The sequence below is a fragment of the Gammaproteobacteria bacterium genome (assembly GCA_035546635.1).
Taxonomy (GTDB): domain Bacteria; phylum Pseudomonadota; class Gammaproteobacteria; order JAURND01; family JAURND01; genus DASZWJ01.
Map to the genome: position 1 here is coordinate 50,595 of DASZWJ010000028.1, position 13,228 is coordinate 63,822.

At 39.2% G+C, this 13,228-nt stretch carries 11 protein-coding genes; 8 read left to right on the forward strand and 3 right to left on the reverse strand.

The genetic code is table 11. The annotated features are described in order from the left end of the window. Window positions 1-292: 292 nt before the first annotated feature. From VHE99_06960 to VHE99_06970, 3 genes are all read left to right on the forward strand, one after another. Window positions 293-1,201: a DMT family transporter gene (locus tag VHE99_06960; protein HVV68753.1), complete on the forward strand. Its 909-nt coding sequence runs from the start codon at window positions 293-295 to the stop codon at window positions 1,199-1,201. Next, window positions 1,186-2,313, forward strand: coding sequence for a glutamate 5-kinase (gene proB, locus VHE99_06965; GenBank protein HVV68754.1), 1,128 nt, complete (start codon window positions 1,186-1,188; stop codon window positions 2,311-2,313). Before VHE99_06960 ends, proB begins: the two co-directional genes overlap by 16 nt. A gap of 215 nt (window positions 2,314-2,528) precedes the next feature. Then, on the forward strand, window positions 2,529-3,794 hold the full coding sequence (locus VHE99_06970) for a glutamate-5-semialdehyde dehydrogenase (GenBank protein ID HVV68755.1): 1,266 nt from the start codon (window positions 2,529-2,531) through the stop codon (window positions 3,792-3,794). Between the two features lie 3 nt (window positions 3,795-3,797). Here the strand turns inward: VHE99_06970 and VHE99_06975 are convergent, their stop codons facing one another. After that, the gene (locus tag VHE99_06975) at window positions 3,798-4,223 is read right to left on the reverse strand and encodes an SRPBCC family protein (protein HVV68756.1); all 426 of its coding nucleotides are present in this window, start codon (window positions 4,221-4,223) and stop codon (window positions 3,798-3,800) included. A gap of 27 nt (window positions 4,224-4,250) precedes the next feature. Further along, window positions 4,251-4,907 carry a hypothetical protein gene (locus VHE99_06980; protein HVV68757.1) on the reverse strand — a complete coding sequence of 219 codons (657 nt, stop codon included), beginning with the start codon at window positions 4,905-4,907 and terminating at the stop codon, window positions 4,251-4,253. A gap of 140 nt (window positions 4,908-5,047) precedes the next feature. On the opposite strand from VHE99_06980, the gene VHE99_06985 reads away from it, so the two are divergent. From VHE99_06985 to VHE99_06995, 3 genes are all read left to right on the forward strand, one after another. Further along, entirely contained in the window at window positions 5,048-5,947 is a 900-nt protein-coding gene (locus VHE99_06985; GenBank protein HVV68758.1) for a hypothetical protein, read from the forward strand. A 448-nt stretch (window positions 5,948-6,395) separates the two neighbouring features. Further along, complete coding sequence (locus VHE99_06990; protein ID HVV68759.1) at window positions 6,396-7,130, forward strand: hypothetical protein; 735 nt, start codon at window positions 6,396-6,398, stop codon at window positions 7,128-7,130. A 629-nt stretch (window positions 7,131-7,759) separates the two neighbouring features. Beyond that, a complete protein-coding gene (locus VHE99_06995) occupies window positions 7,760-9,145 on the forward strand; it encodes a hypothetical protein (protein HVV68760.1) in 1,386 nt (461 codons plus the stop codon). A gap of 172 nt (window positions 9,146-9,317) precedes the next feature. Here the strand turns inward: VHE99_06995 and VHE99_07000 are convergent, their stop codons facing one another. Next, window positions 9,318-9,740, reverse strand: a complete 423-nt coding sequence (locus VHE99_07000; protein ID HVV68761.1) for a cupin domain-containing protein — start codon at window positions 9,738-9,740, stop codon at window positions 9,318-9,320. A 139-nt stretch (window positions 9,741-9,879) separates the two neighbouring features. Between VHE99_07000 and VHE99_07005 the strand changes: the two genes are divergently transcribed. Together VHE99_07005 and VHE99_07010 are read left to right on the forward strand one after the other, a co-directional pair. Further along, complete coding sequence (locus VHE99_07005; GenBank protein HVV68762.1) at window positions 9,880-10,221, forward strand: helix-turn-helix domain-containing protein; 342 nt, start codon at window positions 9,880-9,882, stop codon at window positions 10,219-10,221. Between the two features lie 15 nt (window positions 10,222-10,236). Beyond that, complete coding sequence (locus VHE99_07010) at window positions 10,237-13,197, forward strand: hypothetical protein (protein ID HVV68763.1); 2,961 nt, start codon at window positions 10,237-10,239, stop codon at window positions 13,195-13,197. Window positions 13,198-13,228: the final 31 nt, after the last annotated feature.

Consider the following 13,228-nt stretch of genomic DNA (forward strand, 5'->3'; position numbering starts at 1 on the left):
CTAACGGCAATATATCGTGATAAATTCCTTTTTATAGCTCTTAGCTCTATCAATAGGTAATGCCTATGTTTAATTTTCCAATTTCTTTATCTTTCCAAATGCATTCTCTGCAATCGACAATTCAAGCTCATTTGGTTAATACTAACCCTCCAAGTCCTCCTCCTGATCTTAGCTTTATACACCAGTGATAAATCATAAGTAACCTTTCCACTGTTATCCATATCATTCCTTCCCGTAGGCGAAGGATGCAGTGGAACTTATCATCTAAAATTAACTATGTGAGGATTTAACCATGCTAATCCCAAGTATTTTCATCGTGCTGTGGAGTAGTGGTGCTATTTTTGTTGAAAATGGTCTTAAGTACAGCGATCCATTTATCTTTCTATCCTTGAGATTATGGCTTGCTTGGTCAGTTGTTGGATTGATTTTATTTTTTACTCGGCCAGAATTTCCCAAATCTTTTCAACAGCTCAGCTGGATGAGCCTAACTGGGATGACTCAAGGGCTTTATTCAGTATTTTTCTTTGTCGCATTATATGAAGGTATTTCTCCAGGCATATTAGCTATTATTTTAGGTATGCAACCTTTGTTGACGTTACTTGTCATGCGAGAAGCGATGCGTCCTTTGCAAATGGTTGGGATATTGCTGGGTTTTATTGGATTAGCATTAACTGTCATTAATACCGTTATGACTGGAGTAACTAGCGTATGGGGGATTATAAATGCTTTGCTTTCGTTGGGTGCGATCACCCTAAGTACCATTTGGCAAAAAAAATATTGTTCCTCCATCTCATTAACCGCAAATTTATTTATCCAATATCTTGCAAGTTCCATTTTGGTTACCTTGATATATGCTGCATTTGGCAACAGACATGTTGATTGGAGACCTGGTTTTATCGTGTCACTGTTGTGGGTCGCATTAGTGATTTCTATTGCTGCAATTTATTTGTTTTATCATTTACTCAAGCGGGGAAAAGCTGCCAATGTGACCAGCTATTTGTATTGCGTGCCGCCAGTGACTGCGGTAATGGATTATTTGATGTTTAAACATGTTTTGTCATTGACCACTGTTTTTGGCATGATGCTGGTTATAATGGGGTTAGCACTAATTCATTATAAGCACTATGGACGTTTTTCAAGCCAACAAAAGACGACCGATAAGCGCAATACTAAAGGAGAGCCCAAATGTCCCAACAACTAGCCACGGCAAAGCGCATTGTCATTAAGGTGGGTTCTGCTTTACTGGTAGATAATGACACAGGCACAATCCAACAGGCATGGTTTAATAGTTTGATTGCTGATGTAGTCAAATGTTGGCAGGAAGGCAAGGAGGTGATCTTGGTTTCTTCTGGCGCTGTGGCTTTAGGTCGCAAGTTTTTAAAAAATACCAATCCACAATTACAGTTAGAACAAAAACAAGCCGCTGCTGCGATTGGGCAGATTCAATTAGCCCATGCTTATCAAGAAGCTTTGGCTAAAAATCAAATCATTGTGGCACAAGTGCTGTTAACGCTAGATGACAGCGAAAACCGTCGGCGTTACCTCAACGCTAAAAATACTTTGGAAAGTTTATTAACTTCGCGCATCATTCCGGTCATCAATGAGAATGATACTGTCGCCACAGCTGAAATCCGTTATGGCGATAATGATCGCTTGGCGGCACGGGTCTCGCAAATGGTAAGCGCCGATGTCTTGATACTACTTTCGGATATTGATGGTTTATATACGGCTGATCCTCGGCAAAATCCACAGGCTAAGTTTATACCTGAGGTTAAAGAGTTAACGTCAGAAATTCTGGCAATGGCGGGTAACTCGGGGTCAATATATGGTTCAGGTGGCATGATTACTAAGCTTGCCGCGGCCAAGATTGCTTTAGCTTCAGGTTGTAAAATGGTGATTGCACTGGGCAAGCCTCAAAATCCTATCATGCAAATTGACAAAGTAGGCCGCAATACCTGGTTTATCCCCAAAACGACGCCCATTAGCGCCCGAAAAAATTGGATTGCTCAACACCTCAAGCCCTTGGGCGCTTTAAGCATCGATGATGGGGCAGAAGCAGCTTTGCGGCAAGGTAAAAGCTTATTGGCGGCGGGGATGGTGAGTTTGACTGGGGAGTTTCAAAAAGGCGATTGCGTGTGTATATTAAACAGTGGCCAACAAGAAATCGGTAGAGGCTTGGTTAATTATCCTGCGCGCGAAGTGCGAAAGTTAATTGGCCATAAAAGCAGTGAATTTGCTGATATTTTAGGCTATCCGGGTTGCGAGGCGGTAGTGCATCGCGATGATTTAGTGTTGCATGAAAAGCTTAATTAATCGCTGGCGCGAAACATAAAAATAATGTCATTCCCGCGCAGGCGGGAACCTATCCATCCATTGAATTTTTTATATTTTTTGGCAGATTCGATACTTCATGCTGATGAATCATGAAAAGCCATGGAAGAATGGGTTCCCGCCTGCGCGGGAATGACAGACTTTTGAATTTCGCGCCAGCGACAACTAATAATTAAGCACCCTATTAAAGGCAAAATATGACTGAAAATCATGATATTTCTCAAACCATATTGCATCTCTGCCAAGCCGCCCGTGAAGCGGCATATCGTGTGGCCAATGCCAGTACAGAACAGAAAAATCAAGCGTTATACAGTATGGCTGCCGCTATTCGTCAGCAGCAAGACTTGATCCTTGCGGCAAATGCGGAAGATAGGCATAGAGCAGAGCAAGCGGATATTTCTCCAGCATTTCTTGATCGCTTATTATTAAATGCCGAACGCATTGAAGCCATGGCCGCTTCATTGGAAGCGATTGCTACCTTACCCGATCCTGTGGGAACTGTATTGGCAACTATTGAACGTCCTAATGGTTTGCATATTCGCCGTGTGCGAGTGCCTATCGGTGTGATTGGGGTCATTTACGAATCAAGACCTAATGTCACTGCTGATGCGGCTGGCCTATGCCTTAAATCCGGTAATGCGGTGATTTTGCGTTGCGGGAGTGAAAGCTTTCATTCTGCTACTGCAATTTTGCGGGCATTACAGCAAGGATTGCAGGCAGCCCAATTGCCACTTTCAGCAGTACAAATGATAACTACCCGTGATCGTGCGGCAGTGAAAGCGCTGTTATCAATGGATAAATATATCGATGTCATTATTCCACGCGGTGGCCCGCAATTAATTGCCAGTATTATGGCTGAAACGCGTATTCCTTTGTTTAAACATCTCGCGGGAATTTGTCACACTTATGTACATCAAGAGGCCGATTTAGCGATGGCGCGTAAAATTGTGTTTAATGCTAAATTACGCCGCACTGGCATTTGCGGGGCTACTGAGGTGTTGTTGATCGATCAGGCGATTGTGGCTTCACATTTATCAGGCATCTTGCAAGATTTATTCGCGGCAGGTTGTGAAATTCGCGGAGACCAGCAAGTGGTAGAGTTCGATTCCAGAGTTAAACTGGCAAAAGCGAATGATTATGATACTGAATTTCTGGCGCCGATTTTAGCGGTGAAGATTGTTAAGGATTTGTCTCAGGCGATTGCGCATATTGCTGAGCATGGAACGCAACATACTGATGCGATTATCACGGCTAATGAACAAGCGGCGCAGCAATTTTTGCAAAAAGTGGATAGTGCGATTGTGATACATAACGCCTCAACACAATTTGCTGATGGTGGAGAATTTGGTATGGGAGCAGAAATCGGCATCGCCACGGGGAAATTACATGCGCGTGGACCAGTGGGGGTAGAGCAACTCACTACCTTTAAATATCAAGTGCAGGGCAGTGGTCAGGTCAGATAAAGATTAATTTAGTTGTTCTGTACACAGAACAACTAAATTAGCCATGGCTTGTTTCATTACTGATAAAATGGCTTTTTTCTGCTTAAGAAAAAAGTATTTTCCTAAAAGTCCGCTAAAGTTGGCCAAGAAAGTCACTCGACAGGTAGAGGCGAGTTCTTCAATCTGATGAGTAAAGTTTAATTTGCTAAAAAACGGATATTGATAATAATTGCTGTAGTAATCAGGTTCTTGAATGTGTGTGATAAAAAAAGTAGATATCTTGTCGTCCATAGAGACTAATGTTCCTTTGGTTCCGGCAGCAAAACTTCCGTGTAGCTGAGCAGATTTTACATCTTTATCCCATTGCTTCCACTGGTTGACGTCAATAAGCACTTTCCATATTTCTTCTTTAGTCGCGTTAATTGAAACGCTATGTTCAAGCTGATACATAGTATTTCTTCCCTAGGACTTTACTATCTAAACTGTATTCGTTGAGTTTAGGTCGTGATCTGCTTCACGATTTTGTTGATTTTGTTTTGCTGCTTTTGACGCCCAACTCACATTATTTTGGGTGTTACCTGGGTTCTTGTTATTTTTAAGATCTTCATTTTCACTACACAACTTTTCGATAAACTTCTTAAGCAAGTCTAGTAAGGAAAAATTGGACGTAACTTTTGAATCACTGCTATTCTGAGAGGCTTCGCGTTCAGATTTATATGACGGGCTAAGATAATCAGTATTTATGCTTTTGCCACGTGTATTTTTCAATGCCTCGGAGCGAGCAATCTCCCATGCCAGTTCACGAATAGGTTTATCTTTTTCATATTGCTGCTCTTTTAGTTTTTGTATGAGGTTTTTTCGAAATTCATTGGCTTCGTTTATGAGTGATATTTGCTCATCACTTATTTTAAGTCCTTCCTGGCCTTTGAGGGCTTTAGGGTCAATGGCTACTCCTTCGCTAAGTAATTCTACAAGCACCTTTTGTGCGTTATCTCCAGTCCAATCACCTGTAAGCTTTACAGGTTTATTGAAAAGATTCCCTTGTTGCTCAAGAAGATCGGAAGCTGCTCCAGGGTCTAAAGTCTTAATGGAGGAGTTTTCTGGTGCTTGGTGTTCTATTTTTTTATCTGACATAACAATTATCCTAAGAAAACGGTAGCAATATTTAATTCTATCCGATATATATTAACAAATTATTAAGATAAGTGTTGATTTTTTTGTTCGATTCTATAGGGTGCGAAAAAAGACTTTACACAAACATTAAGGAGCCTTCTATGCGAAGGAGTGTTATTTTTAAAATTTTAATTGTATTTTTCAGCTTTAGTGTTTATGTGGCGAAGGCTGATAACAATTCACCAGAGGAAGCGGGGGGGCAAGAACAGCCGCCTAGTATAGGTAATTTCGCGTTGCCCACCTCGCAACAGCCCGGGCCTTTAGTCGGTTTTGGACAAAATATTATTGATCAAAATGAAACGCAAATATTTTTATTAGCCGATGATTTTAGCGGTGTAAATAAGCATGCGGTGGATATAGCACCCTCTATTTTGTACGGGATTACCAACAATCTTTCGGTGTGGCTAAATATGCCGATAGCAGCAAGCTATAAGACGAATCAAGACTCTTCTTCTGGTTTAGAGGATGCGGCTTTACAATTTGAATATGCTTTTTACCATCAAGACACACATGCCTTTTCTGAGCAGGCGACTATTGTTTCCAATATGACTTTTCCGACAGGTTCCAGCACCAAAGAGCCTAATACGGGTTTTGGCTCGCCGAGCTTTTTTTTAGGCTTTACCTTAAATCGTATGTATGTAGATTGGTTTGTTTTCACTTCGCATGGGGCAGTCTTGACCACATCAAATGATAATACTAAATTTGGCAATCAGTTTTTATATCAAGCAGGGTTTGGAAGAAATATTTTAGATATCGATTCTAAATGGATTTTAGCCTGGATGGTTGAGGCAGATGGTCAATATACGCAAAAGAATAAAATAAGTGGGGTAACTGATCCTAATTCGGGGGGAAATATCGTCTACGTTACTCCCTCATTATGGGTTTCCTCAAAAAGATTGATTGTGCAGCCTGGGGTTGGTTTTCCTGTGGCGCAGCATTTATATGGAAATCAAAAAAGAAATAATTATTTGCTGTTGCTAAGTTTGGGTTGGCGTTTGTAGCTTAAAATTGAAAGGCCCCCAAGAGATCATCTTAACAAATTGATTTCATGCAAAAATCTAGTATTGATTCATGATAATTATTAAAAATTAGCAATTCTAAATCTAGTGCATTTTGGGAATTAAAATGAAAGATAAATTTGTCCGAAAATTCTTTAACTGCTGGGAAATGGTTTTTTTCTAGGAAAAAAAGAATGTGTTGTTGTACAGGCTGGGGCAAATCGACTGTTATCATGTTCATAGCTCTCGAGACGTTGATTTAAGTATTTTCAGAATTTTTCCATTTTTTGCTTGGTATTTTGCTTTTGAGTCATTAGAACATATACTTCATAAGGAAAATGTAGTCCAAAAGCGGTATGTATAGAAAACGCACAATACAGGGGGCTCTAAGATAATATTAATAATGCGATGCTAAGATGATATCTTTTACAACTATATGTAGAGGTATCAAATGAGTACTGAAGGGCGAGAAGGCTATATAGGCATAGAAATACATGATTTAGATACGGTGGATGAGAAAAAAAATAGTAAGAATTTTCAAGATTTACCTGCAGATTCACTAAAGGTTATGGCTACTTTTTTTGCGCCTGCTGACCTCCACAAAATCACACAAGTATCTAAGCAAGTTAAAGACGATATATATAAAAGCCAGGCATATAATATTAAAGAAGCTGAAGCGTGTTTAAAAACCCTCATTCGTACAATAGAGGATTGTAGTAAGGGTTTTTTTGATAAAAACGCGGCACGAACACTTTCAAATCTATGGGAAAAAGTCTCAATTTTAACCTCAAGTTCAGCTTTATTCTCAAACGATACAAAAGATAATTTATTGAAACTACTAAAAGCCATAGACGACTGCAGGGCGCGACAGAACATAATTCTGAGTCAAATGCAAATTATACCAGCAGCGTTGTGTTCTGTGGGCACTTTGGCCATGGGCGCACTTTGTGGCTATGGTGCTTATGTGACTGATACAAGCCCCAATCCTTATATCACCGAATCTCCAGCCTCAATTTTTCTGGGCATAGCTAGTGGTATTACAGGCTTAATTGGGCTTGGTACAGCCCATAGTGTTGGTAAGTATTTAAAGAATCAATGCGCTGCTTCAAATACTAGAGATTTATTTGAAGAGATAGACAATGCCATTAAATCCGGACCCTCTGATGACAAAGTATTAGGGGTCTAAGTAACCGGGAAAAAGGGTTGTTGGTTGCATAAAATGGGACATCCATAATCCAGGTACCGACACCCTCTTGGTCGAAATTATGAAAATTTCAGCAAGTTATCTTTTAACCCTGTCCGTACTAAGTTTCGCTACAACTCCCTCTAGAAATTGCTCTTATCGTTCAATGCAGCAATTGATAAGATTTTAAAATTCTCATTATTAAATTCCGGTTGCATCTATTCACCCCCATTTTCAAAGGGGTGAATAGATGTCTCTGGCTTTAAAATCTAATCCACCTTGTCTTGAACGAAAATTACTAATTTCTAGAGGTGTGCTTAAGCTTTCCATAAGAAATTTAAGAAAATTTAACACTTTCAGACAAGTTAATAACTATTGAAATTGGCTTAATTCTCGATAAATTAGCGCTGTTTTTGATGACTTAGTGAATTAATTTTTTGTTAACAATTGTTAGGTATAATGCAATGAGAAACCAGGGTAAACCAGGCAAGTAGAAAATAGTTGGTTGTCACTGTTTTTGATGTGAAATATTAATTAATTGAGTCTAGGTGCTAAAGGTGCATCTGGACGGGAATAGGTTTGCTTAAGAAAATTTAGGTATTTTAGATTAATTGAAGGTATAGGTGATTGTAATGGGTATTGAAGCAGCGCAGCAAACGATAGTTGCTATGTCTAATCTGGGATGGGGGATGATGTCTGATGTTAATAATCTTGACACTATTCGTGATCTAGGTCCCAAAGGTAAAAAAGTTGCTGAAAAGCTATCGGCTGAGAAACCGCATGAAGATGCATTTAGCGGGTTCTATGACTTGTTTGACCAGCATCAGAGTACAAGAGGTACAGCACTGCTGATGCAGCGTTTGATTACAGCAGAAATGGCCAAAAAAGACTTCAGTTTTGGCGCAGAGTTGGATTTAGCTGAGTGCTATAAAAATCTGACGGCAGCACTGCAAAAAAATTCTGCGCTGTTGAAAGATTATAAAGAATTATGTGCTACGCTGCAGGCCTGCCGAACTGACGAAACCGCAAGAAGTATAGGGCAGGCTGGCAGTTTAGCTAGCAAATTGCTTACCTCTCAGACGGCGCCGTTCATTGAGGCAGCCCTCGGTACTACCACCGTTGCGGGTATGAGCGCCGCTGCACTTGCGACAGCGGGTGTGGCTGTGGGTGTGGCTCTGTTAGCGGGAGGTATTGCGTACAAAATTTCCGATACGGCTGAAAAAAAGGAAAAAACATTGCGTCAGGAGATAAGTCAAACTACTGATGAAATCGGTCGACAATCTAATCAGGGTACAGCCGTGGTGCTTGAAGCGATGAGCCATGATGCCGAATACGCAAAATTCGACCAATTTATGCAGGAAGCTATTTCTGCTGCAAAAAAGAATATAAAGCCATCAGTAGGTATGGATATGTTAACGGATGCGCAACAACTAAGAGGCATTCAGCAACAAGAGTATAAATATAATCTTAAAGAATTAGAATTCAGTTTACAGCATGCAAAACGCGAAGCAAATTATTTAACTACAAAATTGTTAGCCACTCTAGATTCGGAACCCGTAGAGAAAAAACCCGGTGCTTTAGAGAAGGTAAAAAATGTATTTAAATCGAAAAAAACCCTGAAAGCTGAAAAAGATCAGGATTCTCAACTGCAGCAAGCGAGAATTAACAGAAATCGCGAAGCGATAGATAGTCGCATAGCGGCTATCACTGAGAAAGTGCAAGTGTTAGAGAAATTAGTCAATCAGCTGAAAGGAAAAGATACCAGTCAGCGCGCTGAGGATACTATCAAATTTCATTCGGGAATGAGCTCTTCAGCTGCTTTATTGCAAAGATTGCAAACACCGTTGGAAAGAGGAGCGCAAAAAGTAACGATGCATGTGAAAGCAGATCCCTCGCCGGTGGTAAAAGAAATGCCAGTCGTCTTAAAAGAGAAGACAACTAAAACTCGACCAATAATTGCGACGGATTTTATGCAACCTCCTGTTGCTGAGGAATATTTAAGTTTAAGGCCATGTTAGGGATTATTGTCTTCCTCCATTTATTCTCTCCCCCTTTGAAAAAGGGGGATTAAGGGGGATTTAAAAGTTTTGCAACATATTATTGTTTATCTAGTATTTTAAGCTCAAGTAAAAAATCCCCCTCCGGCCTTGCTGTCTTCGATCCCCTTTTTCAAAGGGAATGAACAAAGCTTTATTTTTTTGTTACGCTTTGCAGGTAACCCGCGCTTTCATTGATCCAATCTTCACGCACTGGGGTGAAGAAATCAATATCAATCGTATTATCTTCCAGCGTCAGAAATTCGTGCGGCACATGCGGTGGAAAAATAATAACTTCCCCAGCTTTCACAATAAATTCCTTACCTTGAGAGTAAACTTGCACTGAGCCTTGTATAATCCAGGTGACTTGTTCATTTACATGATGGTGCAATGGCACTGTCGCGCCTTTTTGAAATATCCATTTAACCAACATAGATTGGCCCGAGTAAATATATTGACGGGATATTTTGTCTGAAAGTTTTTCGACTGGCATGCCGTCAAAATTATAAAAAGTCGGCTGCGCCTGGTAATGCGCAAAAATATGAGGAATAATACCTTTGGTACTGGAATCAGTCATAAAATTCTCCAATAAATGGTTAACTGCTAAAATATAAATATCTAAACATTTAATTATATTCTATCATTGACATTATTCTAATATAAGTACACACAATTTTGTGATATAGTATTAAAAATTATACTATGGGGCGATGGGTATGAAGACTAAAAAAAGCAGACGCAAGGGTGATTGTCATTATGGATGTTCTGTGGAAGCGGCTTTGGATGTCATCGGCAATAAATGGAAAGGTGTAATTTTATTTCATTTGTTAGATGGCACTAAACGTTTTAATGAATTAAGGCGTTTAATACCGAGTGTGACACAGCGCATGTTAACTTTGCAACTTCGTGAGCTTGAAGAAGATGGAATTATTATCCGCAAAGTATATCCAGTTGTGCCACCAAAAGTAGAATATTCGCTATCACCCTTAGCTGAGGATTTAAAACCGATTATTCTCGCATTAAGGGAGTGGGGTTCTCGCATAATGAAAAAAGTGTAATGGGAGTTTTTCAATATGAGTCAAGAACCACAGCAGCTCCCCAAAGCCACAAAATTTAGTCTAGTTTCAACGCTTAACTATTATTTCATCAGTCCATTAATACGTTTGCTATATGCGCCGATTGGTTATGCCAGTAGTTTTCTCCAAAGACCATTACCTGATAAAACTCATTCACACATGCCGCGTGAATTGCGCGATAGACAAACGGCATTAGATTATTACCAAAAATCTCAAACCTTATTTCGGGGTGCAATACACTTTAAGTCCTCTAGCATTCCAATGACTTTAGAATATTTATTTTCTAGCTTATTTTATATAAATAAATATATTAAGTTACTTGATAAAAATTCTGATACTCAGCAGAGAAATGAGGCTTATGTTGACAAAGCGTCAATTTATTTATCTTTATCTGCTGTTTTCAGATCATTGGGTAGCAAATGTACTAAAAGTGCTCCAGAAGAAGCATTGACTTATTATGAAAAATCTTGTGAGTACGCGCAGATAGCTAAGGGTCAGTTAAAGAGAATACCCAGTAAAAATAAAATTGCAGCAAAAATTTTAGGACAAATTGATTTTGTCACTGCCGACAATCATCGATACATAGTTGATATTATTTATCATACAAAGATGAAAGATGTAGAGAGCATATGGCGAGCATTATATCATTTGCAGCAAGAACAGTCGTTTTACCCTAAATTAACGTCTGAATTCCTCGATGGTGAAAAAGAATTGCTGGGCAGCATATTAGAACCTAGTACAATAAAAGACACTGATAAAAAATCTTCTGGGGAGCGTAGTTCTGCAGAAACTGTTGGTTCTGCGTCAACACCCATTTCAATTAATCGACTCTCTGTTGAAGCGGCTATTTTAACCAATAAAAATCATCAAGCGGGTATACATCTACATCTTGCAAGTTTAGCTAAAGATAAAAAAGATTGGGAAAGTTGTACTAAGCATATATTCGCATTAATTCAATGTTTGCCTGCAGAAGAAGAATTTCATGAATGTAAAAACAAAGCGAAAATAATGGGTGATACGGAATTGGTTCAAATGCTCGATGGACAATTGCGTGATCGTGAAACTGCTGAGTTAGCTTTAGTATTTATTTTAGAGTTGCCGCCTTTATTGCTGGCCTGTGCGCAAAATAATTTACCCTTGGTTCAAAGCTGTTTAGAAAAAGATATTGCTCTTGCGCCTGAAGGTTTAAGGTGGGCCTGCATGATGAATCGAACAGAGGTTATTCGCTATTTTATTAATAATTATCCAGCTATTGTTACTAATGAAAAAAATCCGCTTTATCGCCAAATAATTGCCCCTAACCTCGTTGAGCTGCAAGATAAAAAAGCTCAGACGCCTTCAGCAAAAGAGGGTGCCAAGAAAACAGAATCTGAAGAATCTTCTTCATCTGTAACAAAGGATACTCTGGCAAACATTCATGAGAGGTTTGCAACCATTAAAGAGACAATTGAAGGTCGTAAAATAACCGCAAAAAATCCAAAGCTTAATGCTAAATTACGTGAAGAAAATCGTCTCAAGGTGAAATTTGAAAACCTGCGCAAAAAGCCAGCAACAAATAAACAGGAAGAATTACAACCGGTATTAAAACAATTAATAAGAGCACATAAAAAGGTTGAAGTTTTTTTAAAATTGCAAACGCCTACATTGCCGGAGAAACAACCAGCTTTGGCTGAGCAGGTATCCTCCCCAAGTCCCAGTGAGGAGAAGCCGGATATCAAAAAAATTGTGCATGTTCTAAAAACTGCTTCTTCTTCCGCAATCATTGACTCTATTATGGCGGATTGCAAACCCAAACAGTCTGTAACCTCTAATAAAACTAAGCTTGAGGACGCTAGTGTTGATAGGGAGACAAAATATAAATTTACTGAATTAACCGATAATATTCCACCATTGCCACGTGCTGAACGTACCTTGGGAAGTTTCTTAGATATTCAGTATCAAAGTGAATTTTTACAGAAAAAAATACAATTAATCGAAGAATACGCAGAAATGGATTTTGCTCCGGTGATTGAAACGCAGCAGCAAGATAAAAATATCCAAACGCTGCTGCAGCTTTTGCAAATTTATGCTTTAGTGTTTGAAATGCAACAATATATGGAAACGTTAAAATCTATGCCTTCAGTGCAAAAAGATATAGGTTCTGTCAATTTTATAAGGAACGCTTTGACGCATGCTTACTGGTTAGTGGAAGCATCAACAAAGGAACCTGGTGCAATTTCCAAATTGCACCAGGAATTGGTGGTTGCTAGCAAAGTTATGACTGTTTGCCATCGGGATAAAAATTATCAAAAATTATATAAAGATGAATTTTTTAGTAGAATGTTGGCATATGGTGAAGTCAGGTTGCCTCAAGAAAAAGAATTGGATGGTAGTCAAATTCAAGCTAACACCCGTTTGATGGAAAAGTTATCCAGCGATTTTTTAAAACAAGCGACTACTTATAACTGTAATAAATTATTAGTCAGTACCGCAAATATCATCAAAACATTGACTAAAATGTATGGGGATAGAAACAGTTATTTAGTGGTTGGTTATTCACCTGAAATACGGCATCCTAAACCGCCTTGGCATGGGACGACTCCTAAAAAAACTCCTCCGCTCGCGCCTATTCTGCATAACCAAGGTTTTCGTTTATCATCAGATTCGGAAATTGTGAGTCAACGTTATATCGAGGATGCTATAGAAAAATATATCAATGGTATCACTCGAAAGCTGTCTATAGAAGTGCTGGTTCAACAGCATCCTGCTGAATTTAATAAGTATGGTACGAAGTTTATACAGAATCATTCTGTAGTAGGTGAATTTAAAGATAAGCAACAAGAGCGGGTCACTTGGATAGTTGAGCAATTACGTATCGCACAAAGTTTAGAACCCGATGATGATGAGGATGCGTCGACACAACCACCTAATGCCAGAAATGTTAGCTCATCTTCACCCTTTGAAATGGGTTCTAGTTAATCGCTGGCGCGAAATTCAAGGAACAATCAAA